Source organism: Kitasatospora sp. NPDC085895 (genome assembly GCF_040702125.1).
Classification (GTDB): domain Bacteria; phylum Actinomycetota; class Actinomycetes; order Streptomycetales; family Streptomycetaceae; genus Kitasatospora; species Kitasatospora arboriphila.
In genome coordinates this window covers 1-16,634 of the sequence record NZ_JBFBJY010000081.1, presented here as the reverse complement: position 1 = coordinate 16,634, position 16,634 = coordinate 1, and the positions used below count along the sequence as shown (strand labels likewise).

Here is a 16,634-nt window from a genome sequence, read left to right as displayed (position 1 = left end):
GCCGCTCCGCCGGGATGACTATCCGATCCGTACGATCGTCAGATCGCCATGCCGTAGACAATGGTGAACAGGGTGCCCAGCGATCCGATGATGAACACGCCGGTCAGTCCCGCGATGATCAGTCCCTTGCCCTGCTCGGCACTGAACGTGTCGCGCATCGCGGTGGCGCCGATGCGCTGCTTGGCGGCCCCCCAGACCGCGATGGCGAGGCAGGCCAGGATGGCGACCGCCATCACGACCTCGACCATCACCCGCGCCTCGGACCCGAGGCTGGCGAACGGTCCCCAGTCCGGGGCGATGCCGCCGATGATGGTGTCGATGTTGGCCTTCTTGGGTGGGTCCTCGGCCAGGTAGCCGACCACCTTGCTGTCCACGCTGCTCAGGTTCATTCCATCTCACCGCCCGATCAGGCAAATTCAAGGCCCCGGAACACGGCTTCGCGAAGGGGCAGGACCTATTCTTGGCCAGATCTGATGTCGACTTGGCTATATCTCGCGGATTGGTCGTGAGGCGCGGGACACGTACGACAGGATGTCCACCGTACGAAGGATACCGCTCACTCTTCGTATCTGTCCTGATTGCTCTGAGCAATGCCTTCCGGAACACTCGCAACTGACGCCACGTCGGGGATGGTGCTGATGGTACTCCGCAGAGCGGGCACGGCGGCCGCCGCTGCAGCGGTCGTGGCGGTCGGTTTCGTCGGAATCGTCACGGTCGGGACCTTCGCCGCGAGCGGCACGGCCCGGTCGGGTACCAACCACCTCTCGATCTCGTCGGGCACGGTGCCGACGGCGTACCGGCCGCTGATCGAGAAATGGGGCGCCCTCTGCCCCGAGATCTCGCCCCCGATGCTCGCGGCGCAGCTGTACCAGGAGAGCGGATTCGACCCGACCGCCAAGAGCCCGGCCAAGGCGTACGGCATGGCGCAGTTCCTGGAGGGCACCTGGGCCACCTACGGGGTGGACGCCAACGGCGACGGCCGGCGCGACATCTGGGACCCGGCGGACGCCATCGCCTCGGCCGCCACCTACGACTGCGCGCTGGCCAAGGACGTCTCCAACGTGCCCGGCGACCGGCAGGCGAACATGCTGGCCGCCTACAACGCCGGCCCGTACGCGGTGATAAAGGCCGGCGGGGTCCCGGGCTACCGGGAGACCCAGGGCTACGTGAAGAACATCCAGTCGCTGGCCAGGAGCTTCACCGCGCCGGCCCCGCAGACCGCGGTCGGGCTCTCCCAGCAGGCCGCGGGCGCGATCTACTTCGCGCAGACCAAGCTCGGCACGCCGTACCTGTGGGGCGGCGAGGGCCTGCCCTCGCAGCAGGGGCGCTTCGACTGCTCGGGCCTCACCCAGGCCGCGTTCGAGAGCGTCGGCATCGCCCTGCCCCGGGTGGCCAACGACCAGTGGTACGCCGGCGAGCACCCCTCCCGGGACCAACTCCGCCCGGGTGACCTGGTGTTCTTCGCGAACGACCTGAACGATCCGCGGTCCATCCACCACGTCGGGATCTACGTCGGCGGCGGCTACATGATCGACGCCCCGCACACCGGCGCGGTGATCCGCTACGACACCATCGACCAGCGCGACTACATCGGCGCCACCCGGGTCACCCCGGACGGTGCCGCGGCTCTGCCCGTCCGCAACGCCGACGGTACGATCAGCGGCGGCCAGGGCCCGAAGCAGAGCTGAGCCTCCGGACCGCCCCGGGTGTGGGCGGACGGTGGACGGCGAGTCAATTTTCCGTGACGCGCGATCTCCGCGGAACCCTCCGGCCTGCTCAGAACGTTGTTGCTCCGTACCGGACCATGCCCCGGCCACGACCTGCCGGGACGGGGGACGCAGGCGGTGCGACCGGGCCGGTGCACCGGACACAGAGAGGGAGGTGCGGCGTGTCGACGCTGCTCGCCGACACGGGCAACCCCGACCTGGGCCTGCTCCGCGCGATCAACGGGCTGGCCGTCTCGGCCCCGGGGTGGCTGGACTCCGCGGTCTCGTGGATCGGCGAGTACGGCATCCTGCTCGGCCTGGCCGCGGTCTGCCTGACGGCCTGGCTGCAGGCCCGCCGCCGGCCGGACGCCCCGGTGGCGGTGGCCGGCCTGCTGTGGGCGCCGCTGGCGGTGGCGATCGCCGAGCTGGCGAACCTGCCGATCTCGGCGATCGTGGACCGGCCGCGCCCCTTCGTGGACCATCCCGAGCTGGAGGTCCTGGTGGAGGGCAAGGAGGGCACCCTCTCCTTCGTCAGCGACCACTCGGCGATGTCGATGGGCATCGCCGTCGCCCTGCTGCTGGTGAACCGCAGGCTGGGCCTGGTCGCGGGCGCGCTGGCCCTGCTGCAGGGCTTCTGCCGGATGTACATGGGCGTGCACTACCCGACGGACGTGATCGGCGGTTTCGCCCTGGCCACCGCCGTGGTGCTGCTGCTGGCGCCGCTGGCGATGGCGGTGCTGGTGCCGTTCTGCCACGCGCTCGCCAGGACGGCGGCCGCGCCGCTGGTGGTCGCCCGCAGGCCGGCCCGCGGGGGTGCCGGGGACGGCCGCAGCCGTCGGCGGCGCGAGCCCGCCGTGGTCGAGCAGCCGGCTCCGGAGTCCGACCTGGCGGCCTGAGCCCCGCTCCGGCCCTCCGCCGGACAGTCAGACGGTGCCGTCGCGCCGGTGTTCGTCGGCGTCCCGTCGGGCGCGGTCGCGGGAGCGCCGCCCCGGGGCGAGCCAGCCGCAGCTGCAGCTGGCGAAGCAGAACGATCCGCGTTCCTGGAGAGCCACCAGGTGGGCGTTGGGCGGGACCGGCACGGACTCCGCCGGGACGTCGCTGGACACGTGCTTCACCGTAACGCGTCGACCGGGGGCGCGCGGACGATTCCGTACGCCGGGACGGCCGTAACCCTTGCGGGCCGGGCTCGTTGGGCCCTGGATAGCTCTGCCCATCCGGGGTGGCTGCTTGCCGGGCATCGGTGCCCGAGGGGGTTGTGTCGATCGTGAAGAAGCTGAAGCCCGTCCGCACCGCCGCGGCGGCGGCGCTGCTGGCCGCCGTCCTGTCCGCCTGCTCGGGCGGGGGCGCCGAGCCGCAGGGCGGCTCGGCGGACGTGCTCTCCGCCGACCCCCTGACCGCGGTGCGCTCCGCGGCCGACATCACCGGCCGGACGGGCTCGGCCCGCACCACCACCGAGCTGGTCACCGAGTCGGCGGAGAAGAAGGCCGTGTTCAACGGCACTGGCGGCTACGACTACGTGAAGCGGATCGGCACCCTGGAGATCGACGTGCCTCCCGGCGCGGCCACCACCGGCACGATCAAGGAGATCGTCCTGCCGGGCACGGTCTACCTGCAGAACAGCGGTGCCAAGGTCCCGGCCGGCAAGTGGGTCCGGCTGGACGTCCGCCAGCTCCCCGACGGCAACCTGGTCAGCAGCGGCGCCACGGACCCGGCCAGCGCCGCCGGCTCGCTGCGCGGCGCGGAGTCGGCCGAGCTGGTCGGCACCGAGACGGTCGACGGCACGGAGCTCAAGCACTACAAGGGCACCCTGGACCTCGCCAGGGCGGCCGAGGCCACCGGCGGCCGGGGCGCGGACGGCCTGCGGATGGCCGCGCAGACCTTCACGGCGAAGCAGGTGCCGTACGAGGTGTGGCTGGACGCCCAGGGGCGGGTGCGCAAGGTGGTGGAGACCTTCGCCTTCGCCGGGGTGGCGGGCTCCAAGGAGGCGAAGGACCAGGTGAAGGTGGTCTCGACCACCTCGCTGGCCGATTTCGGCACCCCCGTCCGGGCGTCCGAGCCGTCCTCCGCCGACATCTACTCGCCGAAGGCCTCGGCACCTGCGAAGTGACGGCTCCGGGGGCCTGCAGCCAGGTTCCGGCCGCCGGCCCTAGTGCCTGTGGCCGCAGAGATGACCCGTCCGTGCCATACGGCGGGGCGCCGCTCCTCCTTACCCTGGAGGACGGGGTACCGCCGTCCTGGCCGGGAGGCGGCGCTGGAGGGGTGGTGCAGGTGGCATCCTCGGACGGCCGCGCGGGCGGCCACGACAAGACCGCGCTCGACGAGATCGAGCTGGCCGGCGAGCTCATGATCGCCGCATCGACCAGTTCCGACGAGAAACTGGCCACCGAGCAGATCGACCGGGTGCTGCTCGACCGGGTGCCGGCGGCGCCGCGGCAGGACGGCGCCGAACGGTCGCCCGCCGGCTGACGGCGGTGCCGGGGCCGCGTCGCGCGGGTCGGGGCGGCGGCCGTCGTTCCCGCCGCCCGTGCCCGCGCTGACCGGTGTTCAGCGGGTGACCCGCGCTCAGGTGCGCAGCAGCCGGGAGATGGCGGCGGTGGCCTCGGCGACCTTGCCGTCGAGTTCGGCGCCGCCCTGCTCGGCGGCGGCGGCCACGCAGTGCCGCAGGTGCTCCTCCAACAGCGAGAGGGCGAAGGACTGCAGTGCCTTGGTGCCCGCGGAGACCTGGGTGAGGATGTCGATGCAGTAGACGTCCTCGTCGACCATGCGTTGCAGGCCGCGGATCTGGCCCTCGATCCGGCGCAGCCGCTTGAGGTGCTCGTTCTTCTGGGCGCTGTAGCCGTGCGGACCGCCGTGCGGGTGCGCCGCGCCGGCCTCGGCGGTGACGTCGTCGCCGCCGGCCGCGGTGTCGGGGGTGCCGGCCGCGGGCCCGGGGGTGCCGGTGTCCTCGGTGCGCGTCTGAATCGTGGTCATCCGGCCCGCCTCTGTCTCCCTGGTCGCCGTCCCTGGACCTCCAGTGTCCAACACGGGAGGCTCCCCGCATGTTCCGCCGTCCGGGCGGGGAACGGATCTCCTCGTGCACGGCGGGGGCAATCCGGCCGGGGTTCCGCCAGACTGGGGAACCGCGCCAACACCCCGTTTGCACACCCGGGACGGCGAACGCCTAGAGTCGTTCAGTCCCTACCCCGCACATCGGAGATTTCCGTGCGTTTTAGCCTGACCCCGAAGGAGACGAGCTTCTACGACATGTTCGCCGCCGCGGCGGAGAACCTCGTCGTCGGGTCGAAGCTCCTGCTGGAACTGCTGGGATCAGACGTGTCGGCCCGCGCGGAGATCGTCGAGCGCATGCGCGCCGCCGAGCACGCCGGCGACGACACCACCCATGCGATCTTCCACCAGCTGAACTCCTCCTTCATCACGCCCTTCGACCGTGAGGACATCTACAGCCTCGCCGGTTCGCTGGACGACATCATGGACTTCATGGAGGAGGCGGTCGACCTGGTCGTCCTCTACGACATCGAGTCCCTGCCGAAGGGTGTCGAGCAGCAGATCGAGGTGCTGGCGCGGGCCGCCGAGCTGACCGCGGAGGCGATGCCGAACCTGCGGTCGATGCGGAACCTCACCGAGTACTGGATCGAGGTCAACCGGCTGGAGAACCAGGCGGACCAGATCCACCGCAAGCTGCTGGCCCACCTGTTCTCCGGCCAGTACGACGCGATCGAGGTGCTCAAGCTGAAGCAGGTCGTCGACGTCCTGGAGGAGGCGGCCGACGCCTTCGAGCACGTGGCGAACACGGTGGAGACCATCGCGGTCAAGGAGTCCTGACCTCCGTGGACACCGCAGCACTGATCGCCGTCATCGGCGTGGCCTTCTTCTTCACCTACACCAACGGCTTCCACGACTCGGCGAACGCGATCGCCACCTCGGTCTCCACCCGGGCGCTGACCCCGCGGGCGGCGCTGGCGATGGCCGCGGTCATGAACCTGGCCGGCGCCTTCCTCGGTTCGGGGGTGGCGCACACGGTCTCCAGCGGCATCATCGAGACGCCTTCGGGCAGCCAGGGCATGGCGATCCTGTTCGCCGCGCTGGTCGGCGCGATCACCTGGAACCTGGTCACCTGGTACTTCGGCCTCCCCTCGTCCTCCTCGCACGCCCTGTTCGGCGGCATGGTGGGTGCGGCGCTGGCCGGCGGCACCGCGGTGATCTGGAGCGGCGTGGTCGACAAGATCATCATTCCGATGGTGGTCTCGCCGGTGGTCGGCCTGACCGGCGGCTTCCTGGTCATGCTGGGCATCCTGTGGATCTTCCGCCGGGCCAACCCGCACCGCGCCAAGCGCAACTTCCGGGTCGCGCAGACCGCCTCGGCCGCCGCCATGGCCCTGGCGCACGGCCTGCAGGACGCCCAGAAGACGATGGGTGTCGTGGTCCTGGCGCTCACCATCTCGGGCCACCAGGCCACCAGCGACATCCCGATCTGGGTGAAGATCTCCTGCGCGACGATGCTGTCGCTGGGCACCTACGCGGGCGGCTGGCGGATCATGCGGACCCTCGGCCGCAAGATCATCGAGCTGGACCCGCCGCAGGGCTTCGCCTCCGAGGCCACGGCGTCGACCGTCATGTACATCACCTCGTTCGTCTACGCGGCGCCGATCTCCACCACCCACGTGATCACCTCGGCGATCATGGGTGTGGGCGCCACCAAGCGGATCCGCGCGGTCCGCTGGGGCGTCGCCAAGAACATCGTGCTCGGCTGGTTCATCACCATGCCGGCGGCCGCCCTGGTGGCCGCGGCGATGTACGGCGTCGTGGACCTGCTCTTCCTCTGATCCCCGACGAGCCCGCCCGGAAGGGTGCAGGGCCCGCCCCCACATCACGGGGGCGGGCCCTGCGTACTTCGCGGCGGCACCGCCATGCAGCACCGCGAAGTAGTCGGTGCGGCTCCGGGGAGCCCGGCCCGGTCAGCCGAAGCGGCCCGAGATGTAGTCCTCGGTCGCCTGGACGGACGGGTTGGAGAAGATCCGCTGGGTGTCGTCCAGCTCGATCAGCTTGCCCGGCTGGCCGACGCCGGCCAGGTTGAAGAAGGCGGTGCGGTCGGAGACGCGGGCCGCCTGCTGCATGTTGTGGGTCACGATGACGATCGTGTACTGGGACTTCAGCTCGCCGATCAGGTCCTCGATGGCGAGGGTGGAGATCGGGTCGAGGGCGGAGCAGGGCTCGTCCATCAGCAGGACCTGGGGCTCGACCGCGATGGCGCGGGCGATGCACAGGCGCTGCTGCTGACCGCCGGAGAGGCCGGCGCCGGGCTTGTTCAGCCGGTCCTTGACCTCGTTCCAGAGGTTGGCGCCCTTGAGGGACTTCTCCACCACGCCGTCCAGCACGGACTTCTTCCGCACGCCGGCGAGCTTGAGGCCGGCCACCACGTTGTCGTAGATCGACATGGTGGGGAAGGGGTTCGGCCGCTGGAACACCATGCCGACCGAGCGGCGCACGGCGACCGGGTCGACGTTGGAGGCGTACAGGTTCTCGTCGTCCAGCATCACCTTGCCCTCGACGCGGGCACCGGGGATGACCTCGTGCATGCGGTTGAGGGTGCGCAGGAAGGTGGACTTGCCGCAGCCGGACGGGCCGATGAAGGCCGTCACGGAGCGGGGCTCGATGGTCATCGAGATGTCCTCGATGGCGCGGGTGGCTCCGTAGTAGGCGGACAGTCCGCTGACGTCGATGCGCTTGGCCATGGTCTTTCTCTTCTCTCGTCTCGTACGTCAGTCGGGTCAGCGTCCGCCCTTGGGCGAGCGCCAGCGTGCGATGCCCCGCGCGATGAGGTTGAGCCCCATCACGAAGAAGATCAGCACCAGCGCGGCGCCCCAGGCGCGGGCGTAGCCGAAGTCGTTGTTGACCATCGAGTACTGCTGCCAGATGTAGAGCGGCAGCGACTGCTGCGGTCCGTTGAAGGGGTCGCCGTTGATGGCGTCGGCGCCGAAGACCAGCATCATGACCGGCGCGGTCTCACCGGTGATGCGGGCGACGGCCAGCATCACACCGGTGGTGATGCCGCCGATCGCGGTCGGCAGCACGATGCGCAGGATGGTCTTCCACTTCGGCACGCCCAGCGCGTACGAGGCCTCCCGCAGCTCGTTCGGGACGAGCTTGAGCATCTCCTCGGTGGAGCGCACGACGACCGGCATCATCAGGATGGCCAGCGCGAGGCTGCCGGAGAAGCCCGAGTAGTCGAAGCCGAGCAGGATGTTCCAGAGCGAGAGGATGAACAGACCGGCGACGATCGACGGCACACCCGTCATGACGTCGACGAAGAAGGTGACCCACTTGGCGAGCCGGCCGCGGCCGTACTCCACCAGGTAGACCGCGGTCAGCAGACCGATCGGGGCGGCGATCAGGGTCGCCAGCAGGACCTGCTCCAGGGTGCCGATCAGCGCGTGGTAGATGCCGCCGCCGGGGCCGGAGGAGATCACGTTCTTCATGGAGTGGGTCAGGAAGTTGCCGTCGAGCACTTCCAGGCCCTGCTGCACGGTGTAGAAGGTCAGCGCCACCAGCGGGACGACGGCCAGGATGAAGGCGACCCAGACCACCGCGGTGGCGAGCCGGTCCTTGGCCTGGCGGCGGCCCTCGACGCGGGCGGAGAGCGCGTAGCTCAGCACCACGAAGAGCGCGGCGGCGATCATGCCCCACTGCAGGTGGCTGGAGAGTCCGGCGCCGGCGCCGACGGCGCAGCCGAGGCCGATCGAGAGCAGCGCCACGCCGGCCGGCGCCCACTTGGGGAGCCGCGCGGTGGTCAGGCTGCGGCGCAGCTGCGGAGCCGAGTCCGCAATGGTGGTCGCGGTGCTCATGCGTTGGCCCCCGAGTACTCCTTGCGGCGCGCGATGATCAGTCGGGCGGCGCCGTTCACCAGCAGGGTGATCACGAAGAGGACCAGGCCGGATGCCATGAGGGCGTCACGGCCGAACGGCTGGGCCTCGTTGAACTTGAGCGCGATGTTCTGCGCGAAGGTGCCGCCGCCGGGGTCGAGGACGTGCAGCGAGAGCACGCTGTTGGCGGAGAGCACGATGGCGACGGCGATGGTCTCGCCGAGCGCGCGGCCGAGGCCGAGCATCGAGGCGGAGATGATGCCGGGGCGGCCGAAGGGCAGCACGGCGGTGCGGATCATCTCCCAGCGGGTGGCGCCGAGGGCGAGGGCCGCCTCCTCGTGCATGCGCGGGACCTGGCGGAAGACCTCGCGGCTGACCGCGGTGATGATCGGCAGGACCATGATCGCCAGCAGGATGCCCACGGTGAAGAGGTTGCGCGGGGTGACGCCGGCCTGGGTCTGGTCGAAGAGGTACGTCCAGCCGAGGTACTGGTCCATCCACGCGGTCAGGCCGTCCATGTGCGGGACGAGGAACAGCACGCCCCACAGGCCGTAGACGATGCTGGGCACCGCGGCGAGCAGGTCGACCAGGTAGGCGAAGGGCTGTGCGATGCGGCGCGGTGCGTAGTGCGAGATGAACAGCGCGATGCCGACGGCGACCGGTACGGCGATCACCATGGCGATCAGCGCGCTGACGATGGTGCCGAACGCGAGGACGGCGATGCCGAAGACCGGCTTGGGCGCGTCCGGGTTCCACTCGAAGGTGGTGAGGAAGTTGCCCTCGTCCTTGGACAGCGCGATGCCCGAGCGGTAGGCGAGGAAGCCTGCGATCGCGGCCATGATGACCAGCAGCAGGATGCCCGACCCTCGGGAGAGGTTGAAGAAGATGCTGTCGCCGAGCCGGCTGTCGCTCCGGCTCCGGCGGGCCCTGCCCCGTGCGGCGGCAGGGGGGGATGAAGTCATGATCGTCTACTCCGGTCTGACGGTGCTGCCCCCGTGGGGGACGGCACCTGGCGGCGGTGCCCCGGACGTGTCGTGCTCGTGGTGTGGTGCTTCCGGCGGGGCGGCCCGTCCCCCCTCTGAGGGCCGCCCCACCGGTGGTGCGGGGGGTCAGGCCAGGGTCGGGATGACGGCCTGGACCTTGGAGGAGAGCTCCTTCGGCAGCGGGACGTAGCCCTTGGCGCCGATGGCCTGCTGGCCGGCGTCGCTGACGGTGTAGGTCAGGAAGGACTTCAGGGTGTCGAGGCTCTCGGCCTTGTTGCCCTTGTCGCAGACGATCTCGTAGGTGACCAGGACGATCGGGTAGGCGCCCTCGTCCTTGGTCGCGTAGTCGAGGCTCAGGGCCAGGTCGCTGCCGGTACCGGCGATCTTCGCCTTGGAGAAGGTGGTGGCGGCGTTCTCGGCGGTCGCGTCGACCGGCTTGGAGGCGCCGGTGTTGATGGCGGCGCTCTTCAGGCTGTTGGTCTGGGCGTAGGAGAGCTCGACGTAGCTGATCGAGTTCTTGACCTGCTTGACCTGCGCGGAGACGCCGGCCGAGCCGTTGGCGGACTGGCCGCCCTTGCCCGCCCAGGTCTTGCTGGCCGGGTAGGTCCAGGCGCCGCCGGAGGCCTTGGCCAGGTAGCCGGTCAGGTTGGCGGTGGTGCCCGAGTCGTCCGAGCGGTGGATGGCCTGGATCGGCGCGTCCGGCAGGGTGACGCCCGGGTTCAGCGCGGCGATCGCCGGGTCGTTCCACTTGGTGATCTGCGAGTCGAAGATCTTCGCGATGGTCGGGCCGTCGAGGACGAGCTTGTCGACGTTCTCGACGTTGAAGACGACCGAGATCAGGCCGCCGACCATCGGCAGGTTGATGCCCTGGCCGCCGGTGCAGACCTGCTTCGAGGCGTCGACCTCGGCGGGCTTGAGGGCCGAGTCGGAACCGGCGAAGGCGACCTTGCCCTGGTTGAACTGCTGCACGCCGGCGCCGGAGCCGCCGCCGCCGTAGGTGATGGTCGAGCCGGAGCAGGCGGAGCCGAAGGCGGCCTTCCAGACGTCGATCGCGTTGGTCTGGGCGGTCGAACCCGCACCCAGCAGCTGCCCGCCCTTGCCGCAGGCGATCTGGGCGGCGGGGGCCGCACCGGAGGCCGCGGCGCTGCTGCCCGAGCTGCTGGTCGAGTTGTCGTCCGTACCGCAGGCCGCGAGCGACAGCGTGCCGACGAGCGCCATGGCACCGATGGCGAGGGCCTTGGAGCCGTTCCGCTGGAGCTTCACTGGGTGTCCCTTTCTGAGGCAAACCCTGCGTCCTGACGAGCTCGTCGATGGCTCGATCAGCGCGGGTTTCGCTGTGGTCCGGGGCCCGTTCGGCCCTCCGGTGGTCCCGAAGGTAGGCCGGGCAGGTGACGCGTCAGGCGGTCGCAAATGAACGGATGGTGAACCTCGAACGGCTGGCGGGAAACCGAGGTCGGTAGTAACGGTTGCGTCACGGTGAGGGCGCGGTGAGATCACCCGGGACGGCCCCGCCGGGACACTGCTGACCTGCGGCGGAACACGGCCGCGGGGTGCGCCGGATAGCGCCCGTTCAGGCCCGCGCGCCGCCCAGCAGGACGAGCAGCGCGTCCACCAGGGCACGGTCCCGGACGTGCGTGAGACGGGCCTTCGCCTTCTTCGGGGGAAGCCATTCCAGCCGGTCGACCTCGCGCCCGGGGGTGAACGCGCCACCGGTCGGCACCGCAGCCCAGTAGCGCACCTCCTTGGGCCGGCCGTCGACCAGGTAGTGCTGCGCGGGCAGCTCCTGGCCCAGGACGCAGTGCATCCCGGTCTCCTCGCGCAGCTCGCGCAGCGCCGCCGCCTGCCAGCCCTCGCCGGGTTCGAGCTTGCCCTTGGGCAGGCTCCAGTCGTCGTACTTCGGCCGGTGGATCACGGCGATCCTCGGCTTCTTCAGGCCCCGGCCGTCCTTCTTCGGCCCGCCGGGCACCCAGAGCACCCCGCCGGCGGCCAGCACGGTCGGCCCGTAGCCGGGCACGGCGGCCCGCATGGCGGGGGCGCCGCCGCGCCGGGACCGCCCGGCGAGCCGGACGCGGAAGGGATTGGCAGCGCGGTGCTGCGCTGCGGTCAGACGGTCGCCCATTCGTGCCATCCGTGGTGCGGGAGCTTCGGCCACTGGTGGCCGAAGGCGTACCGGGCCGCCTCCACCTCCAGTCGCTGATCAGCATGCACCACACCGAGCACGTACGCGGTCGCCGGCGTGATCCGCGGCGTGCGGGCCGCGGTGGAGGCGGTGGCGGCGGCGTCCGAGGCGTCCCGGTGGCGGTCGAGCACCGCGTCCAGCCGGTCCAGCTCGACGGTCGGCACCCCGCACACCTCCAGCGCGTACCGGGCCCGCTTCGCCAGCACCCGGACGCGGTGCCAGGGCTCGTCGTCCGCCGCCAGCAGCGCGTCGGCGTCGGAGGGGGAGGCGCTGCGGGCCGCGGGCAGCACCGCGAGCCGGTGCAGGCCGTCACCGCCGTACGGCTCCGCCGCGCGGGCCAGCGGCAGCCGCTCGGCAGCCGCCGCGAGTGCGCCGAGCGCCCCGGCGGCGTGCTGCACCAGTGCGCCGCCGCCCCGCCCGGCCACCTCGTCCAGCAGCGGCACCTCACCGCTCAGCAGCGTCATCCGGTCGGCCAGCGCGTGCAGCCGCGCCGTCCGCAGTTCCTGCAGCAGCGCGGTGTGCGTCCTCGTCCGGGCGAGGGTGAGCTGCCGCTCCAGCAGCGCACGGGCCTTGGGCGCGCCGGCGTGCCCGGCCAGCATGCCGGGCGACTCGGAGCCGGTGTCGCTCAGCGAGTCCAGCGCTGCGAGCAGCCGGGCCGACCGGCGCCGGTAGCCGGGCTCCCGGCCGAGCAGGTCGAGCAGCCAGGCCAGCTCCGTCCGCAGCTCACCGGTCCAGCCGGGTTCGAAGGCGGCGCCGAAGGTGTGCAGGGCACCGCCGATCCGCCGGACGGCGCGCAGGAGGTCGTCCGCACCCGCCGCCGAGGCCGGGAGCGAGCCCGGTCTCGACCCGGCCTCGCCCACCGCCTGCGGCAGGGCGCGCAGGAACGCGCCGGCCTGGGTGGTGAGGTAGCCGGAGAGGACTTCCCCCGCGGACGCGCTCGGCGCCGCCGGGGCCGTCATCGGCGAATCGGTCATGACAAGGACTCCCCCATGTGGTCGTCCCGGGCCGCCGCGGCCGCCGTCCCGGCCACCGCCGGAACCGGGGGCGCGGGCGGCGGCCCGGGCAGTGGTCAGCGGCCCGCGGTCGCGTTCCGGTGGCGCTTGCGCGAGGCGATGAACAGGTCCTGGACGTGCTGCAGCGGCCTGCCCTCGGCGTCGGTCGAGTGCCGCGTCCAGCTCCCGTCGGCACCGAGGTGCCAGGACTCGGTCTCGTCGGAGACCCCGAGGTCGAGCAGCCCGGACAGCTCCGCCCGGTGCGCCGGGTCGGAGACCCGCACCAACGCCTCGATCCGGCGGTCCAGGTTGCGGTGCATCATGTCCGCACTGCCGAACCACACCTCGGGCTCGCCGCCGTTGCCGAACACGAAGATCCGCGAGTGCTCCAGGAACCGGCCGAGCACGCTGCGCACCCGGACGTTCTCGCTCAGCCCGGCGACGCCGGGGCGGATCGCGCAGATGCCGCGCACCCACACCTCCACCGGCACGCCGGCCTGCGAGGCCCGGTACAGCGCGTCGATCACCGCCTCGTCGACGATCGAGTTGACCTTGATCTTCACGTACGCCGGACGGCCGGCCCGGTGGTGCGCGATCTCCCCGTGGATCCGCGAGACCAGGCCGTCCCGCAGCCCGCGCGGCGCGGTCAGCAGGCGCCGGTAGGACTCGCGGCGCGAGTACCCGGACAGCCGGTTGAAGAGGTCCGAGAGGTCCGCGCCGACCTGCGGGTCCGCGGTCAGCAGACCGAGGTCCTCGTAGAGCCGGGCGGTCTTCGGGTGGTAGTTGCCGGTGCCGACGTGCGCGTAGCGGCGGAGCGTCTCGCCCTCCTGCCGGACCACCAGCGACAGCTTGCAGTGCGTCTTCAGCCCGATCAGGCCGTACACCACGTGGCAGCCGGACTCCTCCAGCTTGCGGGCCCACTTGATGTTGGCCTGCTCGTCGAAGCGGGCCTTGATCTCCACCAGGACGAGGACCTGCTTGCCGGACTCGGCCGCGTCGATCAGCGCGTCGACGATCGGCGAGTCACCGGAGGTCCGGTACAGCGTCTGCTTGATCGCCAGCACGTGCGGGTCGGCCGCGGCCTGCTCCAGGAAGGCCTGCACCGAGGTGGAGAAGCTGTCGTACGGGTGGTGCAGCAGCACGTCCCGCTCGCGCATCGCGGCGAAGATGTCCGGCTGGGACGCCGACTCCACGTCGGTCAGCCCGCGCGCGGTGCCCGCGACGAACTTCGGGTACTTCAGCTCCGGCCGGTCCAGGTCGGAGATGCCGAACAGCCCGGTCAGGTCGAGCGGCCCGGGCAGCGGGAACACCTCGGATTCACTGACGTTCAGCTCGCGCACCAGCAGGTCGAGGATGTACGGGTCGATCGACTCCTCGACCTCCAGACGGACGGGCGGGCCGAAGCGCCGCCGCATGAGCTCCTTCTCCAGCGCCTTGAGGATGTTCTCGGCGTCGTCCTCCTCGACCTCCAGGTCCTCGTTGCGGGTCACCCGGAAGGCGTGGTGGGCGAGCACCTCCATGCCCGGGAAGAGCTCCTCCAGGTGCGCCCCCATCACGTCCTCCAGCGGGACGTACCGCTGCGGCGACGCCTCCAGGAAGCGGGACAGCGACTGCGGCACCTTCACCCGGGCGAAGTGCTTGTGCCCGGAGACCGGGTTCCGCACCACGACGGCCAGGTTCAGGCTGAGGCCGGATATGTACGGGAAGGGGTGCGCCGGGTCGACGGCCAGCGGCGTCAGCACCGGGAAGATCTGCTGGCGGAAGAGCGTGTGCAGCCGGGCCTGCTCCTTCTCCAGGAGCTCGGGCCAGCGGACCACCTCGATGCCCTCGGCGGCCAGGTCGGGCAGCACCTCGTGCTGGAAGGACGCCGCGTGGCGGGCCATCAGCTCGCGCGCGCGCCTCCAGATCAGGTCCAGCACCTCGCGCGGCTGCAGTCCGGAGGCGCTCCTGGTGGCCACGCCGGTGGCGATCCGGCGCTTGAGGCCGGCGACCCGGACCATGAAGAACTCGTCCAGGTTGCTGGCGAAGATCGCGAGGAACTTGGCCCGCTCCAGCAGCGGGATGTCCGGGTCCTCGGCGAGTTCCAGCACCCGCTCGTTGAACGCCAGCCAGCTCCGCTCGCGGTCGAGGAAGCGTCCCTCCGGGAGGGCACCGAACTCGGTCTCGACGTCGGCGAGCGCGGAGTGCACCCCGCCCATGGAGCTGGCCGTCGCCGACCGGGGCGCGATCCGGGCGGTCGCCGGCTCGTCGTTCACCGGCACGCCGAGGCCGTTGGTGATCGCGCTCGGCAGCGCGGCCGGGACGGCCGGGGCGGGCTCCACCGCGGCCGCCCGGGCCGGGGCGGTCCGCGGACGGGTCTCGCCCGCCGCCGTGGACCTGCCGGCCGCCTTGGGGACACGGGCGCGGCTCTTGGACGCCTGCTTGGCTGCCTGCTTGGAGCCCGCACCGGAGGCGGGGCCGGGGGCCGCACCGGACGAGGCGGAGACGGGGCCAGGGATGGTCATCGGTGCCAGCTCCTCATGCAGGGCGAAGTCCCGGGCGCACGTACCGCGGTCGTCAGCCGTGCTCGCGGCGGCGTACGTGTGTATGGCGTACGCAGCGTCCTCGTCCCGCCACTCCGGTGCCCACCCGCCGGGAGCGGCCGGGCGGAGCCGAGCCGGTCGGCGGGCGGAGCGCGGACGAGGCACTACGGGCGTCATCCTGTGATCTTCGCGGCGTCAATTGAATCCACGGTAAACACCGGATGGCCAGGAGGAAAGCTGAGTCGGTCACCCCTGTGGGCCGGAACCACCGGCCGGGCCGGCCTCCTGGACGCGGTACATCAGGTCCACCTCGTGGATGGTGAAGCCCAACCGTTCATATACCCGCACCGCCGCCGGATTGTCAGCGTCCACATAAAGAAGGACGGCCGGCACCCCGCGGTCCCGGATCAGGTGCCGCAGGCCCGCCGCGGTGAGCGCCCGGCCGAGGCCGCTGCCCTGCTCGCCCGGGGCCACCCCGACCACGTACACCTCGCCCAGGCCGTCGGGGTGCACCTTCGTCCAGTGGAAGCCGACCGGCTCGCCGTCACGGACGGCGAGGAAGAAGCCGGCCGGGTCGAACCAGGGCTCGGCGAGCCGGTCCGCGAGGTCCGCCTCCGTCCAGGCGCCCTGTTCGGGGTGGTGCGCGAAGGCCAGCGCGTTCAGCGCCAGCCAGGCCCGTTCGTCCTCACCCGGACGGAAGGTGCGGAGCTCCACCCCCTCCGGGAGCACCGGTTCGGGCACCTCCTGCCCGGCGGGCCGGCGCATCTGCCGCAGCTCCCGGACGAGCACGCCGCCGAACCGCTCCGCCAGCCGGGCCGCACCGGGGTGGCCTCCGTGCGCCCAGCAGTCCACCGCCTTGGCCGGTGCGAGCTCCGCGAGGACCGCCTCGGCCAGCCGGCCGCCGAGTCCGCGGCGCCGCAGCTCGGGGTGGACGGCCAGCTCCGCCGTCGCCGAACTCCCGTCGCCGGCGACCTCCAGCTGCGCGTACCCCGCCGGACGGCCGTTCAGCGTCTGCAGCAGGTGCCGCACGCCCGGACGACCCGCGTTCACCCGGAGCCGCAGCCGGCCCGCCTCCGAGACCGCCTCCCGGCCGTCGTCGACGGAGGCCGCCGTCAGCACGGACTTCGCAAGGAAGAGATCCTCGGCGGTCAGCTCGGACATGACACGGATGCTCTCGCCGGAGGGCGGCGTCGTGGTGGTCTCCATAGGGCGACCCTACGTCGCCGTCGCACACCGGCCGTGCCGAACCCGGAAATGCGAGAAGCCCCGCCCGGTGTCCCCGGGCGGGGCTTCTCTCAAGAATTGTTCGGCGGCGTCCTACTCTCCCACAGGGTCCCCCCTGCAGTACCATCGGCGCTCCGAGGCTTAGCTTCCGGGTTCGGAATGTGACCG

General features: G+C 71.5%; 17 protein-coding genes and 1 rRNA gene. 6 read left to right on the top strand and 12 right to left on the bottom strand.

All coding sequences use genetic code 11. The features are described 5' to 3' along the window. Positions 1–38: 38 nt before the first annotated feature. The gene (locus AB0442_RS34005; protein ID WP_263104159.1) at positions 39–389 is read right to left on the bottom strand and encodes a hypothetical protein; all 351 of its coding nucleotides are present in this window, start codon (positions 387–389) and stop codon (positions 39–41) included. A 249-nt stretch (positions 390–638) separates the two neighbouring features. Between AB0442_RS34005 and AB0442_RS34000 the strand changes: the two genes are divergently transcribed. Continuing rightward, positions 639–1,688, top strand: coding sequence for a bifunctional lytic transglycosylase/C40 family peptidase (locus AB0442_RS34000; RefSeq protein WP_366167449.1), 1,050 nt, complete (start codon positions 639–641; stop codon positions 1,686–1,688). A gap of 200 nt (positions 1,689–1,888) precedes the next feature. After that, a complete protein-coding gene (locus tag AB0442_RS33995) occupies positions 1,889–2,602 on the top strand; it encodes a phosphatase PAP2 family protein (RefSeq protein WP_366167448.1) in 714 nt (237 codons plus the stop codon). Between the two features lie 27 nt (positions 2,603–2,629). Here the strand turns inward: AB0442_RS33995 and AB0442_RS33990 are convergent, their stop codons facing one another. Then, on the bottom strand, positions 2,630–2,812 hold the full coding sequence (locus AB0442_RS33990; protein WP_366167464.1) for a hypothetical protein: 183 nt from the start codon (positions 2,810–2,812) through the stop codon (positions 2,630–2,632). Positions 2,813–2,970: 158 nt separating this feature from the next. Between AB0442_RS33990 and AB0442_RS33985 the strand changes: the two genes are divergently transcribed. Together AB0442_RS33985 and AB0442_RS33980 are read left to right on the top strand one after the other, a co-directional pair. After that, complete coding sequence (locus AB0442_RS33985) at positions 2,971–3,813, top strand: hypothetical protein (RefSeq protein WP_366167447.1); 843 nt, start codon at positions 2,971–2,973, stop codon at positions 3,811–3,813. Positions 3,814–3,974: 161 nt separating this feature from the next. Further along, positions 3,975–4,172: a hypothetical protein gene (locus AB0442_RS33980; RefSeq protein ID WP_359979038.1), complete on the top strand. Its 198-nt coding sequence runs from the start codon at positions 3,975–3,977 to the stop codon at positions 4,170–4,172. Between the two features lie 96 nt (positions 4,173–4,268). Here the strand turns inward: AB0442_RS33980 and AB0442_RS33975 are convergent, their stop codons facing one another. Then, positions 4,269–4,676: a metal-sensitive transcriptional regulator gene (locus tag AB0442_RS33975; RefSeq protein WP_366167446.1), complete on the bottom strand. Its 408-nt coding sequence runs from the start codon at positions 4,674–4,676 to the stop codon at positions 4,269–4,271. Between the two features lie 231 nt (positions 4,677–4,907). Here AB0442_RS33975 and AB0442_RS33970 point away from each other — a divergent pair, with 231 nt between their 5' ends. Further along, positions 4,908–5,528 (top strand): DUF47 family protein, encoded by a 621-nt coding sequence (locus tag AB0442_RS33970; RefSeq protein WP_366167445.1) that lies wholly within the window; start codon positions 4,908–4,910, stop codon positions 5,526–5,528. Between the two features lie 5 nt (positions 5,529–5,533). Continuing rightward, a complete protein-coding gene (locus AB0442_RS33965) occupies positions 5,534–6,529 on the top strand; it encodes an inorganic phosphate transporter (RefSeq protein WP_366167444.1) in 996 nt (331 codons plus the stop codon). Positions 6,530–6,661: 132 nt separating this feature from the next. Here AB0442_RS33965 and pstB read toward each other — a convergent pair whose 3' ends face one another. From pstB to rrf, 9 genes are all read right to left on the bottom strand, one after another. Then, positions 6,662–7,438 carry a phosphate ABC transporter ATP-binding protein PstB gene (gene pstB, locus AB0442_RS33960; protein ID WP_363540761.1) on the bottom strand — a complete coding sequence of 259 codons (777 nt, stop codon included), beginning with the start codon at positions 7,436–7,438 and terminating at the stop codon, positions 6,662–6,664. 36 nt (positions 7,439–7,474) lie between these two features. Next, a complete protein-coding gene (gene pstA / locus AB0442_RS33955; RefSeq protein WP_366167443.1) occupies positions 7,475–8,548 on the bottom strand; it encodes a phosphate ABC transporter permease PstA in 1,074 nt (357 codons plus the stop codon). Continuing rightward, positions 8,545–9,528: a phosphate ABC transporter permease subunit PstC gene (gene pstC, locus AB0442_RS33950; RefSeq protein ID WP_363540759.1), complete on the bottom strand. Its 984-nt coding sequence runs from the start codon at positions 9,526–9,528 to the stop codon at positions 8,545–8,547. The genes pstA and pstC overlap by 4 nt, the downstream gene beginning before the upstream one ends. 147 nt (positions 9,529–9,675) lie before the next feature. Next, positions 9,676–10,812 carry a phosphate ABC transporter substrate-binding protein PstS gene (gene pstS, locus AB0442_RS33945; protein WP_363540758.1) on the bottom strand — a complete coding sequence of 379 codons (1,137 nt, stop codon included), beginning with the start codon at positions 10,810–10,812 and terminating at the stop codon, positions 9,676–9,678. Positions 10,813–11,119: 307 nt separating this feature from the next. After that, positions 11,120–11,575: an NUDIX hydrolase gene (locus AB0442_RS33940; protein ID WP_363540895.1), complete on the bottom strand. Its 456-nt coding sequence runs from the start codon at positions 11,573–11,575 to the stop codon at positions 11,120–11,122. A 77-nt stretch (positions 11,576–11,652) separates the two neighbouring features. Then, a complete protein-coding gene (locus AB0442_RS33935; protein WP_366167442.1) occupies positions 11,653–12,702 on the bottom strand; it encodes a CHAD domain-containing protein in 1,050 nt (349 codons plus the stop codon). A gap of 95 nt (positions 12,703–12,797) precedes the next feature. Next, a complete protein-coding gene (locus tag AB0442_RS33930) occupies positions 12,798–15,224 on the bottom strand; it encodes an RNA degradosome polyphosphate kinase (protein ID WP_366167441.1) in 2,427 nt (808 codons plus the stop codon). Between the two features lie 264 nt (positions 15,225–15,488). Then, positions 15,489–16,403 carry a mycothiol synthase gene (gene mshD / locus AB0442_RS33925; RefSeq protein WP_366167462.1) on the bottom strand — a complete coding sequence of 305 codons (915 nt, stop codon included), beginning with the start codon at positions 16,401–16,403 and terminating at the stop codon, positions 15,489–15,491. A gap of 143 nt (positions 16,404–16,546) precedes the next feature. After that, positions 16,547–16,634, bottom strand: a 5S ribosomal RNA gene (rrf, locus tag AB0442_RS33920); the annotation flags it as partial.